The following is an 18,213-nucleotide window of genomic DNA, read 5'->3' on the forward strand; positions in this document are numbered from 1 at the left end:
CGTCAGGCCCCCGTGACGACGTCCGAGAGGGCGTGCAGGCGCAGCGCCAGCTGGATCTCCAGCGCCCGCGCCGGGGACTGCCAGTCCGGGCCGAGGAGCCGGCCGACGCGCTCCAGACGCTGCGCCACCGTGTTGACGTGGACGTGGAGTTCGTCCTTGGTGCGGGCCGGGCTCATGCCGCTGGCGAAGTAGGCGTCCAGGGTGCGGACGAGGTCGGTGCCCCGGCGCCGGTCGTACCCGACGACCTGCCCGATGGTCCGGTCCACGAAGCCCTCGATGTCCCGGCCGTCGGCGAGGAGGAGGCCGAGGAAGCCGAGGTCCTCGGCGGCCGCGCCCTGGCCCGAGCGGTGCAGCAGGCCGAGCGCGTCCAGACAGCGGCGGGCCTCCCCGTACGCGACGGCCACCTGGTCCGGCCGGTCGAGCAGCGCCCGTACGGGGGCGGAGGCGCCGACCGTGACGGGCTCGCGCAGGGTGCCGCCGAGTCCCCTGGCGGTCTGGCGGGCCAGCTCGGCGGCGCTCTCCCCCTGGCCGAGCGGCAGCAGCAGGACCGTGCCGCCGTCGCGTGCCGAGGCCAGTCCGTGCCGGGTGGCGGCCAGGTGCGAGGCGGCCGACCAGAGGCGCCGGCGGTCGGCGCTCTCGCGGCGGCCGGCGTCGGGGTCGGCGGGGCCTCCGGCGGCCCGGTCGATGCGGGCGGCGAGCACGACGTGCGGGGCGTCGCTGTCGGTACGGAGACGGGCGGCGCGCTCGCGCAGCAGGCTCCGGTCCCGGTCGGGGGCGTCGATGAGGTCGTCGAGGAGCTCGCCGCGCACCCGCTGCTCGGCCTCCCCCGCGGAGCGGCGGGCGAGGAGCAGCAGCGAGGTCACCAGGGCGGCGCGCTCCAGGGTGCGCTGGTCGACGGGGTCGAGGTCGGGCTGGCCGTGGAGCACGAGCGCGCCGAGGGTCTCGCCGCCGGCGGAGACGGCGGCGACCCAGTCGTCGCCCTCGCGGACCGCGTGGCCCCCGGCGCGGCGGGCGGATCCCGCGCCCGCCTCGGTGAACTCGACGGTCCCGCCGAGGACCTCGGAGACGGCGTGGGCGACGTCGTGGACGCCGCCGCCGCGCAGGACGAGTTCGGAGAGCCGGTCGTGGACCTCGGAGGCCCGCTCGATGACACCGCTGTGCTCGCGGATGATGTCGTTGGCCCGCTCCAGTTCGGCGAGGGCCGAGCGGGTCTCGGCGAGCAGGTTGGCGGTGTCGATGGCGACGGCGGCGTGGGCGGCGAAGGAGGCGAGCAGCGCGACCTGTTCGCGCTCGAAGACCCTGGCCCTGCGGTCGGCGGCGAACAGGACGCCGATGACCTGGCTGCCGAGGCTGAGCGGCACGCCGAGGATGGCGACAAGGCCCTCGTCCCGTACGGCCGCGTCGATCGAGCGCGTGTGCTGGAAGCGCGGGTCCTGGAAGTAGTCGTCGGTGACGTACGGACGGGCGGTCTGGGCGACCAGACCGCCGAGCCCCTCCCCCATGCCGAGACGGACCTGCTGGAAGCGGGCGGAGACGGAACCCTCGGTGACCCGCATGTACGTGTCTCCGGCCGCCGGGTCGTTGAGGCTGAGGTAGGCGACCTCGGTGCCGAGGAGCGAGCGGGCCCGCTGCACGATGGCGCGCAGCACCGCGTCGAGGTCGCGGAGCCCCGCGAGGTCGTGGGCGGTGGCGAAGAGCGCGGAGAGCTCCGCCTCGCGGCGCCGCCGCCCCTCCAGCTCGGCCCGGACCCGCAGCGCGAGCTGTTTGGCCTCTTCGAGCCCGGCCAGCGTCTCGGGGCCCGCGCCGCTCGCGCGGGCGAGCAGCACGGGCCGGTCGTAGGCCTCCGTCGCCGCTCCCCGGGCGAGGAGTTCCAGGTAGGAGACGTGTTCATGGGACATGGACACAGGGATACCTGCCGTACGTGTGGTCGCACCACCCCTGTGGACGACCTTCACAGGGTCCACCTCAGTGGGCGGTCCAGCCGCCGTCGAGGGTGAGGGAGGTGCCGGTCATGAACGAGGCCTGGGGGCTGCAGAGGTAGAGGACGGCTTCGGCGACCTCCTCGGGTTCGATGAGCCGCTTGAGCGCCGAGTCCTTGAGGAGGACCTCGGTGAGAACCCGTTCGGACGGGATGCCGTGGGCGGCGGCCTGGTCGGCGATCTGCCGTTCGACGAGCGGGGTACGGACGTAGCCGGGATTGACGCAGTTGGAGGTGACCCCGTGCGGCGCGCCTTCGAGGGCGGCGGTCTTCGACAGCCCCTCCAGGCCGTGCTTGGCGGCCACGTACGCGGATTTGAAGGCGGAGGCGCGCAGCCCGTGGACGGAGGACAGGTTCACGATCCGTCCCCAGCCCTGGGCGTACATGTGGGGCAGGGCTCCCCGGATGAGCCGGAAGGGCGCCTCCAGCATCACGGTGAGCACGGTGTGGAAGACGTCCGGCGGGAACTCCTCGATGGGGCGGACCAGCTGGATCCCGGCGTTGTTGACGAGGATGTCGGTCCCGGCCGCCGCCGACTCGGCCGCGTCCAGGTCGGTCAGGTCGAGGAGCCGGGGTTCGAGGGCGCCGGGGAGCGTCCCGGCCGCCTCGGCCAGGGCCTCCAGGCCCTCGGCGGCACGGTCGACGGCTCTCACCCGGGCTCCGGCGGCGGCGAGCCGCAGCGCGCAGGCGCGCCCGATGCCGCCGGCCGCGCCGGTGACGAGCGCGGTGCGGCCGGTGAGGTCGAGGGCGAGTCCCGCGGCGCGGGGCAGGGGCGAGGCTGCGTCCGTGCCGGGCTCGCTGCCGGGGACGGTGATGGGGGCGCTCATGCTCCGCACCCTATGAACGGGCCCCTCCCCCACCGATGTGTGCTCACGCCACAGTTCAGTCGGTTGCTGTGGTGCGGAACCATGTGGGTTCGTCGGCGAGCGCCTTCTCGATCCGCAGGTACGAGAAGCGCTTCATCTCCGGCAGCGCGTCGACCTCGAACCAGCCGACCTCGGTCGACTCGTCGTCGTTGACCCGCGCCTCGCCGCCGACCGCCCGGCAGCGGAACGAGACGTCCAGGTACTGGCAGATGTCGCCGTTGGGGTAGGTGACGGGCTTGCGCAGGGTCTCCACGAGCAGGATCCGCTCGGGCACGCACCGCACGGCCGTCTCCTCGAACACCTCGCGCACCACGGCGTCGGCGGGCTGCTCCCCGGGGTCGACGATCCCGCCGACGAGCGCCCAGCGGCCGTTGTCGGCCCGCTTGCCGAGCAGGACCCTGCCCCGGTCGTCGAAGACGACGGCGCTGACGCCCGGCAGGAAGAGCAGCTGGTGGCCGGCCGTCTTGCGCAGTTCGCGGATGAAGTCAGGAGTACCCATGCCCCGACCCTAGATCATCAGATCATCTCCGGGCCGGGGCCGGGGCCCGTGCGGGGCCTCCTCAGGCCGCCGGCGTCCGGCGGGCGCGCACCGCGCGGGCGGCGGCCCAGCCGAGACCGGCCGCCGCGAGGACCGCGAGCAGCGCCTCGGGCAGGGTGCCCAGTCGGGTGGCGGGGGTCTGCGAGGACCGCAGCGGCACCTTCTCGACGAGGACGTCGGGGGTGAACATCTTCGTCTGCGCGACGATCTCGCCGTCGGGGCGGATGACCGCGCTGACGCCGCTGGTGACGGGCACGACGACGGAGCGGCTGTGCTCGACCGCGCGCACCCGGCTCATCGCGAGCTGCTGGTAGGTCATCTCGCTGCGGCCGAAGGTGGCGTTGTTGCTGGGGACGGAGATCAGCTGGGCGCCGTGGGTGACGGTGTCGCGCACGGCCCAGTCGAAGGCGGCCTCGTAGCAGGTGGCGAGGCCGACCTTGGTGCCCGCGAGGTCGAAGACGCCGACCTTCGTGCCGGCGCCGAAGTCGCGGCTCACCCGGTCGACGTTGCTGTTGAAGATCCGTACGAAGGAACGCATCGGGATGTACTCGCCGAACGGCTGGACGTGCCGCTTGTCGTACGTCGCGACGGGGCCGCCCTCGGGGTCCCACTGGATGAGGGTGTTGCGGAGCTTGCCGGTCTCGGGGGTGATGACGGCGCCGATCACGGTGGGGACGCCGATCGCCTTGACGGCGCCGTCGATGACGTCGGCGGCGTCGGGGTTCGCGAAGGGGTCGATGTCCGAGGAGTTCTCGGGCCAGAGCACGAAGTCCGGCTGCGGCTCGCGGCCCTCCTTGACGGCCTGGGCGAGCTCGCGGGTGCGGGCCACGTGGTTGTCGAGGACGGCCCGGCGCTGGGAGTTGAAGTCGAGGCCGAGGCGCGGCACGTTGCCCTGGACGGCGGCGACGGTGGCGGTGCCGTCCTCGGCGGAGTCGTCGACGAGGGGCAGCGCGGCGACGGCACCGGTGACCGGGACCAGGACCGCGAGCGCCGCGGCGGCGAGCGGACCGCGCGGGACGGTGCCGGCGGCCCGGTGGGCGCGGATCTGGCGGCCCGCCTCGTACAGGCCGAAGCCGCAGAGGGCGACGGCGAAACCGAGGACGGGGGTGCCGCCGGCGGCGGCCAGCGGAAGGAAGAAGCCGTCCGCCTGCCCGAAGGCGACCTTGCCCCAGGGAAAGCCGCCGAAGGGCACGCGCGCGCGTGCCCCTTCCCCGAGGATCCACACCCCGGCCGCGAAGAACGGCCACCAGGGGAGCCGGGAGACGGCGGCGATGCCGAGTCCGGCGGCGGCCACGAAGAGGGCCTCGACGGCGGCGAGCGCGAGCCACGGACCGGCGCCGACCTCCTCGCCGGTCCAGACGAGCAGCGGGAGCAGGAAGCCGAGTCCGGCGAGGTACCCGAGGCCGAAACCGGCGCGGAGCCTGCGGCCCCGCAGGGTCCAGCCGAGCAGCGCGAAGGCGGGCAGCGCGAGCCACCACAGGGGTCGTGGCGGGAAGCTCAGGTAGAGCAGGAACCCGGACAGCAGAGCCGCCCCGGGCCGTACGAACCGCAGCAGCCGGGAGACCGGCGTGGGTGCGGCGTCGGGTCCGGGCGCGTCGACGGGGGTGATGGTGGCGCTCACCTTGGGGAGTCTACGTGTCGCCCCTGTGGGCGAGCGGGGAGGTGCGTCCCGGCGCCGGGCGTCCACGGGACGGTGTACGGGGGTGGCCCGCCCGTCCGGTCAGACTCCGGTCGCGGCGGGCGGGACCGGAGGGACCGGCGGGGCCGGGCGGTGGAGGCGGTCGCGGATGACGCGGACCGCGGATTCGGCGTCGTCGACGGTCACCGTGAAGGTGAGGCCGTCTCCGAGGCGCAGGACCAGGCCCTCGCCGCGCCGGACGATCACGGCCGTGCCCTTCTCGGGGCGCCAGCGGTAGCCCCAGCCGCCCCACTGGCGCGGGGTGACGCTGGGCGCGAAGTCGGCGCCGACGACCTGGGCGAGCGGGATGCGGCGGCGCGGCACGCCCATGTGGCCGCAGCGGACCTCCATGGCGCGGTCGTCGACCCGCACGGCGACGTGGACGAAGGCGAGCGTGCCGAAGAGGACGAGCAGTCCGGCCGCGACGCAGCCGATCACCGCCATGAGGAGGGCGGCGATGCCGGAGGTCCACGGGGACTCGACGGCGAGGGTGACGCCCAGGGCCATGCAGGCCGCGCCGGCGGCGGCCGCGACCCACTGGAAGCGGTTGGTGGCGCGGCCGGTCCAGACGGCGGACGTCGGGTCGCCGGGGCGCGGGACCGGGTTCCGGGAAGACTCCCTCATAAGGGGAGCGTACCCAGGACCGGGGAGAGCGGCGCGGCGGAGCGCGCTCGCCCGGTGACGCTCGGTGGTTCGGTGACGCTCGGTGCCCAGCCGGGCCCGGTGAGGCTCGGTGTCCGACCGTGCCTGGTGACCCGATGACGCTCGGTGGTCCGGCCGGGCGGGGGACGGTCAGTGCGCGGCGGCGGTGGCGGCCGCGAGGGCGCGGCCCTCGGCGTATCCCAGGGCGGTGGCGGGGAGCTGCCCCGGCCGGCCGCTGAGCAGGACGGCGAGGGTGCCGGTGGGGTCGGCGTCGGGCGCGGGCTCGGCGCCGATCCGGCGCAGGGCCTGCGCGGCGACGGCCTCGGCGGAGCCGTGGAAGACGATCGGCGGCAGCCCTGCCTGGCGGCGGGGCTCCAGGGCGGCGACGATCCGGTCCTCGACGAGCTCGTAGTGGGTGCAGCCGAGGACGACGGCGCGGACGTCGGAGGGGGTGAGCGCGGCCGCCGCTGCGACGGCGGCGTCCACGGCGTCCCGGTCGGCGTGCTCCACGGCGTCGGCGAGCCCCGGGCAGGGCACCTCGGTGACCTCGGCGCCGTCGGCGAAGTCGCGGATGAGTCCGCGCTGGTAGGCGCTGCCGGTCGTGGCGGGGGTGGCCCAGATGGCGACCTTGCCGCCGGCCGCGGCGGCGGGCTTGATCGCGGGCACGGTGCCGATGACGGGGACGGCCGGTTCGAGGGCGGCGCGCAGGGCGGGCAGGGCGTGGACGGTGGCGGTGTTGCAGGCCACGATGAGCGCCTGCGGGCGGTGCGCGGCGGCGGCGAGGGCGACGTCGAGGGCGCGGCCCGTCAGGTCCTCGGGGGTGCGAGGGCCCCAGGGCATGCCGTCGGGGTCGTTCGAGAGGAGGAGATCCGCGTCCGGCCGGAGGCGCCGCACCGCGGCCGCCGCCGGGAGGAGGCCGATTCCGGAGTCCATGAGCGCGATCTTCACCCGGTCACCCTAGCCGATGAGCCGTTCCTCCCCCGCGATCTGGGGCAGACTGCCGCGAATGAGCACCCTCGCCTGGTTCTCGGTCGTCTCGCTGGCCGCCTGGCTCTGGCTCCTCCTCGGCCAGGGCTTCTTCTGGCGCACGGACCAGCGGCTCCCGCCGGTGCGGCGGACCCCGCCGGACGTGTGGCCGCGGGTCGCGGTCGTCGTGCCGGCCCGGGACGAGGCGGAGGTCCTGCCGCTGAGCCTGCCCTCGCTGCTGGTGCAGGACTATCCGGGGACCGCGGAGGTCTTCCTGGTCGACGACGGAAGCACCGACGGCACCGGGAAGCTCGCCGTCGAGTTGTCCGAGCGGTACGGCGGGCTGCCGCTGACCGTGGTGTCGCCGGGGGAACCGGAGCCGGGCTGGACGGGGAAGCTGTGGGCGCTGCGGCACGGCATGGCGCTGGCCCGCGCCGGTGGACCCGAGTTCCTGCTGCTGACGGACGCGGACATCGCGCACGAGCCGGACAGTCTCCGGCGGCTGGTGGCGGCGGCCGTGGACGACGGCCTGGACCTGGTGTCGCAGATGGCGCGGCTCCGGGTGTCGAGCTTCTGGGAGCGTCTGGTCGTCCCTGCGTTCGTCTACTTCTTCGCGCAGCTGTATCCCTTCCGCTGGATCAACCGCCCGCGGCCCCTGGCGACGGCGGCCGCGGGCGGCTGCGTGCTGCTGCGGACGGAGACGGCGGTGGCGGCGGACGTGCCGGAGGCGATCCGGCAGGCGGTGATCGACGACGTGTCGCTGGCGCGGGCGGTGCGGCGGGCCGGGGGCCGGATCTGGCTGGGGCTCGCGGAGCGGGTCGACAGCGTCCGCCCGTATCCGGGCCTCGGCGAGCTGTGGCGGATGGTCGCGCGGAGCGCGTACGCCCAGCTGCGGCACAACCCGCTGCTCCTCGTGGGGACGGTGGCGGGTCTCGCGCTCGTCTATCTGGTACCGCCGGCGGCCCTGGTGGCGGGCGCCTGGAGCGGGGACGCGGCGGCGGCGTGGGCGGGGGGCGCCGCGTGGGCGGTGATGGCGGGGACGTACGTGCCGATGCTCCGCTACTACCGGCAGCCGCTGTGGCTCGCCCCGCTGCTGCCGTTCACGGCGTTCCTCTATCTCCTGATGACGGTGGACTCGGCGGTGCGGCACCACCGGGGCCGGGGCGCGGCGTGGAAGGGCCGGACGTACGCGCGCCCGGAGGCCGCGCCGGACCGGTGAACACCCCGGGTTCCGTGGCCGCTTCACCGGAGGGGCTGCTCCGGCACGGTGGCTCCGTCCACGAGGACGGGAGAACGGGAGGCGCCCACGGGGAATGATCTTGCTAGGGTCCCGTCCAGGACCTGGAGCGTTCCACGCAGGGGAGGTGGTCGGGCGATGACCCCCGAGGAGCGGGATCTGGTCATGGGCCTGGTGTTCGTACCCGGCAAGGGCCGGAGACGCACGGTCGACGAGGTGCTCGCCCACTTCGGCGAGCCCGACGGCGGGGCCCTGGCGCTCCGGCTTCTCCGGGACGCCGTGGAGCGCCGGGACGCCGTCGACGTCGAGATGGCGATGATCGTCAAGGCTGTCTCGGGCGTCTCGGGCGAGGAGTTCCTGGAGCCGTTGACCGCACTGTTCCCCGCCGAATGGCACAGGAGGCACGAGGACATCGTGTCCGCGCTGGGCAGGCTCCGCTCGCCCGGGACGGTGCCGACGCTGGTCCTGGCGACCCACTGGGTTCCCCGGCATCTGGACTGGGACGAGAACCGGGCGCTCGCGGTGAAGGCGATCTGGGCGCTCGGCGCCCTTCCCGTCGCGGAGGCCCGAGCGGCCCTCGAGGCCTTGCGCGACGCCGAGGACGAGATCGTCCGCGAGAACGCGGTGCAGCAGCTCGCGCGCCGCGGCGAGCTCTGACGACGGAGCCGTAGCCGTATCCCCCGACCCGGCGCCGCGCTGGAAGCATCCCGCGACGCGGCGCTGTGACCGGTGGGTCCGAAGCGTGCCTCAGGCGTCCCGGCCCTGCCAGGTGGTCACGCAGGCCTCGTTCCCCTCCGCGTCGGCGAGCACCCAGAACGCGGGGGCACGGGTCGCGGACACGAGTCGGCCCCCTGCCGCCAGCGCGGCCTCGACCCGCCGGGGTGCCTCGTCATGGGGAACGCAGACGTCGAAGTGGATGCGATTGCGCTGGGGGCGCGCCCGGTCCATCCGCTGGAACCAGATCGCCGGGTTCTGCCCGACGGGGTCGACCAGTGGATCCTCCGGTCCTTCGGCGCCCGCCTCGTCGGCATAGCCCAGCACCGCCTTCCAGAACGGCCGGATCTCGGCGATGTCCAGCGCGTCGATCGCGATCTCCACGAGTTGGACCGACCGCGGTGCCCCCGTTCCGATCTCGGGCTCCGTCGTCAGCGACCCGGTCCCGTCGACCGCGGCGGAGATCCGACGTGCGAGTTCGACGTCCCGGGTGGTCACCGCCGCGTGGTCCACCGACTGCAGGGTCAGCACGACCCGCTGGGGGCGGACGTCGACCCGAAGGTGCCGATCGGCGTCGCCGCCGCACACCGCGACGGCGTCCGCCGCCAGGCCGATCGCCTGGGCCAACGATCCGACCGGGACCGACGTGCGCAGCGTGCCCAGCAAGAACCGCCAACCCTGGTCGTAGACAGCCTCGGACGCTTCCCGCCGACTCAGTATGTGTTCCATCGCCGCATCCTCGCAGCCCTCTGCGAGACCCACCGCGCACACATGCGGGTGACACCGTCCGATTACGCCGTTCGACGTGCGGCACAACGGCTAGCGGGGCGGCGCCCCGCGCGCTCCCCCTCATGGCACCCGCCGATCAGCCCAGTCCCCGAATTGCCTCCGTAAAAATGACTACGTATGCCCATACTCTCGTCCTGCGTCTTCCGAGAGAGTCCGCTTTTCTGATCGTCGGGCGATTCCGCCATTCGGCGATTCATGGGAACGGGGCCTCCGGCCATTCCGCTTCTCATTCCTGGAGAAACACATGCGCGTTGCCGTGACCGGTGGCGGTGGTTTCCTTGGGTCGCACCTGTGCGAGGCGCTTCTGCGGCGCGGCGACTCCGTGGTGTGCCTCGACAACTTCTCGACGGGCGACCCCGAGAACATCGCCCCTCTCCTGGCCCACCCGGCCTTCGAGTTCCAGCACTCCGACGTGAGCGTGTCCGTGGAGGTCACCGGTCGCGTCGACGCCGTCGCCCACCTGGCCTCCCCGGCCTCCCCGCCCGACTACCTGCGCCACCCGCTGGAGACCCTGGCGGTCGGGAGCCGCGGCACCGAGAACGCCCTGCTCCTGGCGCTGCGCCACGGCGCCCGCTTCATCCTCGCCTCGACCAGCGAGATCTACGGGGATCCCCTGGTCCACCCGCAGGAGGAGACGTACTGGGGCAACGTCAACTCCATCGGCCCGCGCAGCGTCTACGACGAGGCGAAACGATACGCCGAGGCGGTCTCCGCCGCTTACCGCCGCACGCACGGGGTCGACGTCGGCATCGCACGGATCTTCAACACCTACGGTCCCCGGATGCGCCCGCACGACGGTCGCGTGGTGTCCAGCTTCATCACCCAGGCCCTGACCGGCGAACCGCTCACCATCTACGGCGACGGTGGGCAGACCCGCAGCTTCTGTTACGTCGACGACCTCGTCCGCGGACTGGTCGCGCTCCTCGACTCGACCGAGCTGGGCCCCTTCAACCTCGGCAACCCGGTCGAGCGCACGGTCTCCGAACTCGCCTCGATCGTGCTGGAGATGACCGGCTCGACCTCGGAGGTGAGACACCACCCCCTGCCGGTCGACGACCCGGTCCGCCGCCGCCCGGTCATCATCCGCGCCCGTGAGGTGCTCGGCTGGGAGCCGGAGATCGACATCACCGAGGGCCTGCGCCGCACCGTGGCGTACTTCGGCGCCCGCCCGGATCGCCTCGGCGCCTCCGCAGCGGCGATCCGCGGCGGTCAGAACGAGACGGTCCCGCTGGCCGCCGTGGCCCCGGCGCCCGTCGCACCGCAGACGATCCCCGGTCCTGCGGGCGCCGGCGTGACGTCCGCCGCCCCGGGAGCCACGGTCGCGGGCGGCTGAACGGCACGCCGCGGCGGACCGCCCGCCGGTACGCCGCGGCACCGGGCTCCCTCAGCCCTCCCCCGCCTCCTCCCCTCCCCTCCCCCTGCCACACCGCCTGGAGAACCTGCCGCCATGACGTCCTTGGAGCAAGGTCCCGTCCACGGGACCGGCGCCGTCCAGGAACCCCCGCTCTCCTCGCCGGCTCCGGGCTCGCCGGAGGAGTGGGAGGCACTGGGCGACGCCATCCACGCCCTGTCCGACGGCTCGGTCGCCTCCATCGGCCCGGACGGCCCCGTCCTCGCCCGCCCGGCACGCCGTCGTCACGCCTCCCCGTCCAGCTTCGTCCGGGCGTTCTCCCGCCCGGACCGCTTCCTGGTCGCCCTGCTGTCCCTCGGCTGGGCGGCCTGTCTGGTCTGGTTCTGGGCCTGGTGGCTCGAACCGTCCCACCGCATCGGCTGGACGGGCCTGATCGTCAACAGCGCGCTCCTGCTGTACCTCACCTATCTGCCGGTGCACTTCCTCGTGGCGCTGCTGCGGATCCGCCGTTTCGACCCGGCGGTCGGCGTGCCCGCGCTCCGCACCGCGTTCGTCGTCACCCGCGCCCCGTCCGAGGGCTGGGACATCGCCCGCCGCACCCTGGAGGCGATGCTCGGCCAGCAGTTCCCGCACGGCTACGACGTCTGGCTCTGCGACGAGGACCCCACCGAGGAGATCCTCGACTGGTGCCGTGCCCACGCCGTGAACGTCTCCTGCCGCCGGGGCCGCGCCGACTACCACCGGGCCGACTGGCCCCGGCGCACGCGGTGCAAGGAGGGCAACCTCGCCTTCTTCTACGACCACTGGGGCTACGACCGGTACGACGTGGTCGCCCAGCTCGACTGCGACCACGTCCCCGCGCCCACGTACCTCGCCGAGGTCGTCCGCCCCTTCGCCGACCCCGCCGTCGGCTACGTCGCGGCCCCCAGCGTCTGCGACTCCAACGCCGGGGAGTCCTGGGCGGCCCGCGGCCGGCTGCACCGTGAGGCCATGTTCCACGGGCCCGTCCAGCTGGGCCATTCCGCCGGGCTCGCCCCCGTCTGCATCGGCTCGCACTACGCCGTCCGTACGGAAGCGCTCCGGGACATCGGCGGCCTGGGCCCCGAGCTCGCCGAGGACTTCTCCACCTCGTTCCTGCTGACCTCGGCCGGCTGGGAGGGCGCCTTCGCGATCGACGCGGACGCGCACGGCGAAGGCCCCCTCACCTTCGGCGCCATGATCACCCAGGAGTTCCAGTGGTCCCGCAGCCTGGCCGTCATGCTCCTGGGCATGCTGCCGCGCCACCTGGGCCGGATGCCCCTGAAGCTCAGGGTGCGCTTCGGGGCCGCCCTGCTGTACTACCCGCTGCTCGCCGGCGCCACGATCATGGGCATCCTGCTGCCGCCGGTCGCCGCGGTCACCGGAGCTCCCTGGATCGACGTCAACTACTTCTCGTTCCTCGGGCACTTCTGGAGCATGTCCGTCTGGCTGATCCTGCTGACGCTGCTGTGCCGGCGCCGGGGCCTGCTGCGCCCCAAGGACGCCCCGATCTTCAGCTGGGAGATCTGGCTGTTCGGGCTCTCCCGTTGGCCGTACGTGACCTGGGGCGTGCTGGCCGCGGTGGTCCAGAAGCTGAGGCCGCGCCAGATCACCTTCAAGGTCACCCCGAAGAAGCGCGACGGCCTGGAGCGGCTCCCGCTGCGCGCCGTCGCCCCGTACCTGCTGATCACGGTGTTCCTGTCGGGCGCGGCCCTCGTCGGCCAGTTCACCGGCCCCGCCGTCGGCTACGTCTTCCTCTGCATCCTGGGCTCCGCCTCGTACACCGCGGTGACGCTCGCGATCGGCGCACTGCACGTCAGGGAGACCGCGCGGGCCACCGGGACCCCCGCCGTGCGGGCGCTGCGCACGGCCGCGCTGCCGCTCGCCGCGGGCCTGTCGTCCCTGCTTCCGCTGGGGCTCGCGGTCGTCGTGTTCCCCACCTATCTCACTGGCTTCTACGCCTGGTGACGGCCCCCGAGGCCGATCGAGAAATGAGGTTTCCGTGCCCCAGACCGTGCTGGTCACCGGCGGTGCCGGTTTCATCGGCAGCCACACCTGCGTCGAGCTGCTGCAGGCCGGCCACGAGGTGGTCGTGCTCGACGACCACTCCAACAGTTCGCCCGAGGTCCTCGAACGGGTCGCGAAGGTCGCCGGCCGCCCCATCGCGGCGGCCCATGTCGCCGACGTACGCGACCGGCGGGCCCTCGACACCGTGTTCGCGAGCCACCCGATCGACGCGGTGATCCACTTCGCCGCGAAGAAGGCCGTCGGCGAGTCGGTGCAGATCCCGCTCGCGTACTACGACATCAACGTCGGCGGCACGACGGCGCTGGTCTCGGCCATGCACGACCACGGCGTGCACCGCCTGGTGTTCTCGTCCTCCTGCTCGGTCTACGGGGACGTCACGACCGTTCCCCTGACCGAGGAGTCGCCCGCGGCGCCGACCAACCCGTACGCCACCACCAAGTGGACCTGCGAGCGGATCCTCGCGGACGTCTGCCGGCACGTGCCCGAGCTCCGGGTGCTGGCCCTGCGGTACTTCAACCCCGCCGGAGCCCACCCCTCCGGACTCCTCGGCGAGGACCCGAGCGGCGTGCCGAACAACATCATGCCCTTCCTGACCCAGGTCGCCGTGGGCCGCCGTGACCGGCTCAGCGTGTTCGGCGACGACTTCCCCACCCCCGACGGCACCGGCGTCCGCGACTACGTCCACGTCGTGGACGTCGCCGAGGGGCACCGCACCGCGCTGGACCACATCGACGACGAGCCGGGCATGCGGGTCTTCAACCTCGGGACCGGGCGCGGCGCTTCCGTCCTGGAGCTCGTACGCACCTTCGAGGAGGCGTCGGGGCGGCCGATCCCGTACCGCGTCACCGAGCGCCGCCCCGGCGACGTCGCGGAGCTCGTCGCCGACCCCTCGAAGGTCGCCGCGGCCTGGGACTGGACCGCGCGCCGTGACCTGGCCGCCATGTGCCGCGACGCATGGACCTTCCAGCAGCGGAACCCGTACGGCTACGCGCCCTGACCCGTAGTCCCCCACCCCGCCCTCGCGTTCAGACAGGAGAGCTCCGCATGCGGTTGACCGTCATCGGAACGGGCTACCTCGGAGCCGTGCACGCCGCGTGCATGGCCGACATCGGACACGACGTCCTCGGCGTCGACGTCGACACCGAGAAGATCGCGGCCCTCGCGGAGGGCCGGCCCCCCTTCTACGAACCCGGCTTCGACGAAGTCCTCACCCGGGCCCTCGCCTCCGGACGCCTGCGTTTCGGCACCAGCCTGCGCGAGGCCTCGGCGCACGGCGAGGTCCACTTCATCTGCGTGGGCACGCCCCAGCGGGCCGGCTCCCGCGCGGCCGACCTCCGGTACGTCGACGCCGTCGTCGACGGGCTGGTGCCGCACCTGACCGCCTCCTGCCTGTTGGTCGGGAAGTCGACCGTGCCGGTGGGCACGACCGCGCGCCTGACCGAGCGCATCGCGGGTCTCGTCCCGGCGGGCGTGCGGGCGGACGTGGCGTGGAACCCCGAGTTCCTGCGCGAGGGCTTCGCCGTCGAGGACACCTTGCGGCCCGACCGGATCGTCGCCGGCACCACGTGCCGGGAGGCGGACCGGACGCTGCGCCGGCTGTACGCCCCGATGCTGGACGCGGGGGTCCCGTACATCGGCACCGACCCGAACACGGCCGAACTGGTCAAGTCCGCGGCCAACTCGTTCCTCGCCACCAAGATCTCGTTCATCAACGCGATGGCCGAGGTCTGCGACGCCGCGCAGGCGGACGTGGTCACCCTCGCCGACGCCCTCGGCCACGACACCCGGATCGGCCGGCGCTTCCTCAACGCCGGTCTCGGCTTCGGCGGCGGCTGCCTGCCCAAGGACATCCGGGCGTTCACCGCCCGCGCCGAGGAGCTCGGCGTCGGCTCCGCGCTGGCCTTCCTCGACCAGGTCGACGAGATCAACCAGCGGCAGCGGACGCGGACGGTCGCCCTCGCCCGCCGAATGGCCGGAGGCGACCTGGCCGGCCGCCGGGTGACCGTCCTGGGCGCCACGTTCAAGCCGGACAGCGACGACGTGCGCGACTCGCCGGCGCTGGCGGTGGCGGCGGCCCTGCACCGGGAGGGCGCCGACATCCGCGTGCACGACCCGGAGGGCGCCGCGAACGCGCGCCGCGCCCATCCGGAACTGCGCTGCGAGGCCGACCTCCTGACGGCCTGCCAGGGGGCCGAGCTCGTTCTGCACCTCACCGAGTGGGCGCAGTACCGCGAGGCGGACCCGGTGAAGCTGGCCCGTGTGGTCCGCCGGCCGGTCCTCGTCGACGCGCGCAACGCGCTCCGGCACGAGGAATGGCGGGCCGCCGGCTGGACCGTCGAGGCGCTCGGCCGCCCCTCGCCCTCGCAGGGCCGGCCGGCCGTCCCGGCCGGGGAGCCGCTGCGGGCCACGATCGCCTCGCCCGCCGCCGAGGGCGACCGCGCCACCGGCCCCCTGTCCCCGGCGCTGCCGACCGGCACGGGCCGGAGGGTGTAGCGGAAGGTCCTCGTGAGCGCCGCCCCGCACCCGTGGTCCCGGACCCGTCGTGCGGGGCGGCGTCACGGTGCGTCCGGCGGGCCCGGGCGTCGTGCGGGGAGAGCGCGGGGAGCCGGGGTGCGCCGGCTCCCCGGGGAGATCCGGCTCAGGGGGCCGGAACCGACTGGGCGGCGCCGGGCCGCAGGACGTCCGGGACGCGGTTGCCGAAGTAGTCGACGGGGCCCACATCCACGCCCGAGGCCTGCGGGCCCATGCTCGTGACCACCTCGTCCTCGCAGCGCGGTACGAGGTTCTCGGCCCCCGCCGGGTCGGTGACGGGGACGGTCAGGGCGCGCAGGCAGGGGTCGTCGCCGGTGCCGGTGGGCTCGCCGCCGAGGAGCTCCTGGCGGGAGGCGGTGCGCCATTCGTCGAGGTCGGTGAAGCGCCGGCCGCCCCAGCCCAGCGACCAGGGGCCCGTGCTGTGGTAGACGTTGCTCCGGAGCTGGTGCGTGCCGGGGAGGTACGCCGACTGGGCTTCGACCAGGGGCCCGCCGTCGGTGGCGAAGATGTTGTCGTGGACGCTCACGCTGTTCATGCCGTCGCGCAGCCGCAGCGCCGGGGGCCGGATTCCCGCGGCCTCCGCGGAGGCCAGCCGGTCGGTCCGCATCACCACCGTGTTGTTGTAGACGTCCAGGTTCCTCATGAGGGAGCCGTAGGCGACGATGCCGCCGTACTCGGGGAGCTTCCGCGCGTCGTCCCAGCTCATGTTGAAGCGGACGACGTTGTCCCGGTGGGCCCCGGTCGCCTGGCCGGAGTAGACGAGGAACCCCGGCCCGTCGTTGCCGTAGGCGAGGTTGTACTGCATGACCGAGTGGGACACGTTGTTGTCGAGGCCGAAACCGCCGCCGTCCACGCGGGAGCCGGTCCGGTTCCGGTAGGAGCGGTTGTTCTCCAGGACCACCTCGGTCGAGTCGTACGCCCAGATGCCCTCCGGGCCCTCCTGGGCGCCGGGCGCGGAGCGCGCGCCGTTGTCGTGGGCGACCGAGCGCGTCACCTTCGCGTCCCGGACGCTGCCGAGGGCGATGCCGCTGCCGGTGTTCCGCGCGTCGCTGTCCGGGTCGCCGGTGTTGGCGTACGCCGTGACGCGCTCGATCCGCAGCCCGGAGTGCGCGTAGGCCGGGCGGTCCGCCGTGAACTCGGGTCCGTAGAAGACGAGTCCGGCCTCCAGGTTGTGGTGCACGGAGACATCGCTGATGCGCACGTCGCTGTAGCCCGTGACGGCGTCGTCGTCCGCGCCGACGCTGATCCCGTTCTGGAAGCCCCGCGCCTCCACGTTCGCGATCCTGACGTGGGCGAGCCCGCGGTCCCCGGGGCGGGTGGCGCGGAGGGCGATGCCGACTCCTTCGTGCAGCGCCTTGCGGTCGCCGACCAGCACGAGGTTCCTGATCTCCACGCCCGCGGTGTCCCGCACGGTGATGCCGGACGTGCCGCGGGGCGCGATGGTGGCCCGGCCCGTACCGTACGACTCGATCACCACGGGCCGGGCGGCGCTGCCCGCCTCGCCCTCGTCCAGGGTGATGGTGCCGCGGTACCGTTCGCCGCCCCGGAGCCGGAGCCGGTCGCCGGGCCGGAAGTTCGCGGTGTTCGCGTGGTCGAGGGTCCGCCAGGGCTTCTCCGGCGACATGCCGTCGTTCCCGTCGTCGCCGTCCGGACTCACGTAGAAGGTGAACGGACCGCGGCTCGCGGGGCGGGCGGGGCGGTAGACCCCCGGCACGTCGCACCCCGTCATCAACAGGAACACCACGGCCGAGACTCCGGCCGCGACCCTGGTCGTCCGGCTCCGCTTCACCGCGTTCACGCGTACCCCCTGGGGACGTGTCCGGTGCCGTACACGGCACATGAAGCAGCAGACTGTCAGAAAAGGGGCATCTGAAACGCCGTCGAACGTGCGGCATCCGAGTCACGTGCGCACGACCGCCCCACGATTCGGCACCGACCGGGACGCCCCGCCGACACGTCGGGACTATCCGCGGAGCGCCCCTTTCCAGAACGGGCCGACATCGCCCCCCGCGCCCGTAGCCGGCCCGTCACGGAGCGCGCTTTCGGCGGGACGTCGACCAGACTGCAGTTACGGTCGGTAATAGCGCGGTAATCCAGAGCTTCAGGCGTTCGAGGTCGAAGCCATCCGCCCTGGTCGGCGGGGCGGAGGCCGCCCTTGCGACCCGACCGCCACTCTCGTCGAGAGTGCGTCCATCGGGTGAAAATCTCTCGCCGTTAACGCAGCCTTTAACAACGTTTCGGCAGGTCAGGCCGACAAAACCAGCGTAAAACGGATAACCGCAAGATGGGGACTCCCCAACCAGCACATCGTGGGCTTAACTTATGTGCCATGACCTCCCCCCGCTCCACCTATGGAGGCGGTTACCACACCGCGCCGTCCTTCCCGGACACCCCGATCTACGACTCCCTGGTCGCGGAGCGGGGCACGCCTCAGATCGCCCCGATCCGAGTGCCCGCCGCCTACGACACCGGCAGCAGCTTCCCCGTGAGCGGCTCCTACCTGCCGGCGCTCCCCGCGGCACTGCCCGCCCTCCCGGCGGCGCCCACCCCGCAGCCCGCCCCCGCCTACAACAGCGGCTACGGCTACCCCCAGCCCGCGCCGCAGATGGCCCCCGTCCCGCTGCAGCACGCCCCGGCCCCGTACATCCCGCAGCAGCAGGTGGCCCCGCGCGGCTACCCGGGCGGCCCGTACCCGCAGCAGCCCCGCCCGGCCGCCGCCGGATACGAGGCGATGCGCCCGGCGGCGCCCCGGCCCGCACCGGTCCCCGCCCCCGCGCCGTACGACGACCCGTACAACCGTCCCTACCAGGGCGGGGGTTACTGACCGCTCGCCGCTCCGGCCCCCGGGGGGACCGGAGCGGCTGGCAGGATGAGGG

15 protein-coding genes are annotated in these 18,213 nt (G+C 73.7%); 7 read left to right on the forward strand and 8 right to left on the reverse strand.

Annotation, left to right across the window (positions count from 1 at the left end):
- Positions 1 to 2 precede the first annotated feature (2 nt).
- The 6 genes from ACFV2S_RS14680 to ACFV2S_RS14705 form a co-directional block, all read right to left on the reverse strand.
- Complete coding sequence (locus tag ACFV2S_RS14680; RefSeq protein WP_385557902.1) at positions 3 to 1,898, reverse strand: helix-turn-helix domain-containing protein; 1,896 nt, start codon at positions 1,896 to 1,898, stop codon at positions 3 to 5.
- 67 nt (positions 1,899 to 1,965) lie between these two features.
- Complete coding sequence (locus ACFV2S_RS14685) at positions 1,966 to 2,805, reverse strand: 3-hydroxybutyrate dehydrogenase (protein WP_385557905.1); 840 nt, start codon at positions 2,803 to 2,805, stop codon at positions 1,966 to 1,968.
- A 55-nt stretch (positions 2,806 to 2,860) separates the two neighbouring features.
- Positions 2,861 to 3,343 (reverse strand): NUDIX domain-containing protein, encoded by a 483-nt coding sequence (locus tag ACFV2S_RS14690; protein WP_383795237.1) that lies wholly within the window; start codon positions 3,341 to 3,343, stop codon positions 2,861 to 2,863.
- 61 nt (positions 3,344 to 3,404) lie between these two features.
- The gene (gene lnt, locus ACFV2S_RS14695; protein WP_385557909.1) at positions 3,405 to 5,003 is read right to left on the reverse strand and encodes an apolipoprotein N-acyltransferase; all 1,599 of its coding nucleotides are present in this window, start codon (positions 5,001 to 5,003) and stop codon (positions 3,405 to 3,407) included.
- 99 nt (positions 5,004 to 5,102) lie between these two features.
- Positions 5,103 to 5,684: a hypothetical protein gene (locus ACFV2S_RS14700; protein ID WP_385557912.1), complete on the reverse strand. Its 582-nt coding sequence runs from the start codon at positions 5,682 to 5,684 to the stop codon at positions 5,103 to 5,105.
- Positions 5,685 to 5,852: 168 nt separating this feature from the next.
- Positions 5,853 to 6,650, reverse strand: coding sequence for a glutamate racemase (locus ACFV2S_RS14705; protein ID WP_385557915.1), 798 nt, complete (start codon positions 6,648 to 6,650; stop codon positions 5,853 to 5,855).
- 58 nt (positions 6,651 to 6,708) lie between these two features.
- On the opposite strand from ACFV2S_RS14705, the gene ACFV2S_RS14710 reads away from it, so the two are divergent.
- Together ACFV2S_RS14710 and ACFV2S_RS14715 are read left to right on the forward strand one after the other, a co-directional pair.
- Positions 6,709 to 7,887 (forward strand): glycosyltransferase, encoded by a 1,179-nt coding sequence (locus ACFV2S_RS14710; protein WP_385557918.1) that lies wholly within the window; start codon positions 6,709 to 6,711, stop codon positions 7,885 to 7,887.
- A gap of 156 nt (positions 7,888 to 8,043) precedes the next feature.
- Positions 8,044 to 8,562, forward strand: a complete 519-nt coding sequence (locus tag ACFV2S_RS14715; protein WP_385557921.1) for a hypothetical protein — start codon at positions 8,044 to 8,046, stop codon at positions 8,560 to 8,562.
- 90 nt (positions 8,563 to 8,652) lie between these two features.
- On the opposite strand, the gene ACFV2S_RS14720 is transcribed toward ACFV2S_RS14715, so the two are convergent.
- Positions 8,653 to 9,348 carry a VOC family protein gene (locus ACFV2S_RS14720; RefSeq protein ID WP_385557924.1) on the reverse strand — a complete coding sequence of 232 codons (696 nt, stop codon included), beginning with the start codon at positions 9,346 to 9,348 and terminating at the stop codon, positions 8,653 to 8,655.
- Positions 9,349 to 9,652: 304 nt separating this feature from the next.
- On the opposite strand from ACFV2S_RS14720, the gene ACFV2S_RS14725 reads away from it, so the two are divergent.
- The 4 genes from ACFV2S_RS14725 to ACFV2S_RS14740 all read left to right on the forward strand — a co-directional run bounded on the left by ACFV2S_RS14725 (position 9,653) and on the right by ACFV2S_RS14740 (position 15,298).
- Complete coding sequence (locus ACFV2S_RS14725; protein ID WP_385557927.1) at positions 9,653 to 10,741, forward strand: UDP-glucuronic acid decarboxylase family protein; 1,089 nt, start codon at positions 9,653 to 9,655, stop codon at positions 10,739 to 10,741.
- Between the two features lie 114 nt (positions 10,742 to 10,855).
- The gene (locus tag ACFV2S_RS14730) at positions 10,856 to 12,745 is read left to right on the forward strand and encodes a glycosyltransferase family 2 protein (protein WP_385557930.1); all 1,890 of its coding nucleotides are present in this window, start codon (positions 10,856 to 10,858) and stop codon (positions 12,743 to 12,745) included.
- 34 nt (positions 12,746 to 12,779) lie between these two features.
- The gene (gene galE, locus ACFV2S_RS14735; RefSeq protein WP_385557933.1) at positions 12,780 to 13,802 is read left to right on the forward strand and encodes a UDP-glucose 4-epimerase GalE; all 1,023 of its coding nucleotides are present in this window, start codon (positions 12,780 to 12,782) and stop codon (positions 13,800 to 13,802) included.
- A 47-nt stretch (positions 13,803 to 13,849) separates the two neighbouring features.
- Entirely contained in the window at positions 13,850 to 15,298 is a 1,449-nt protein-coding gene (locus ACFV2S_RS14740; RefSeq protein WP_385557936.1) for a UDP-glucose dehydrogenase family protein, read from the forward strand.
- A 145-nt stretch (positions 15,299 to 15,443) separates the two neighbouring features.
- On the opposite strand, the gene ACFV2S_RS14745 is transcribed toward ACFV2S_RS14740, so the two are convergent.
- Positions 15,444 to 17,135 carry a right-handed parallel beta-helix repeat-containing protein gene (locus ACFV2S_RS14745; RefSeq protein WP_385557939.1) on the reverse strand — a complete coding sequence of 564 codons (1,692 nt, stop codon included), beginning with the start codon at positions 17,133 to 17,135 and terminating at the stop codon, positions 15,444 to 15,446.
- A gap of 531 nt (positions 17,136 to 17,666) precedes the next feature.
- On the opposite strand from ACFV2S_RS14745, the gene ACFV2S_RS14750 reads away from it, so the two are divergent.
- The gene (locus ACFV2S_RS14750; RefSeq protein ID WP_385557942.1) at positions 17,667 to 18,161 is read left to right on the forward strand and encodes a DUF6643 family protein; all 495 of its coding nucleotides are present in this window, start codon (positions 17,667 to 17,669) and stop codon (positions 18,159 to 18,161) included.
- The last annotated feature ends 52 nt before the right edge of the window (positions 18,162 to 18,213 follow it).

It is taken from the genome of Streptomyces sp. NPDC059695 (assembly GCF_042733785.1).
Classification (GTDB): Bacteria; Actinomycetota; Actinomycetes; order Streptomycetales; family Streptomycetaceae; genus Streptomyces.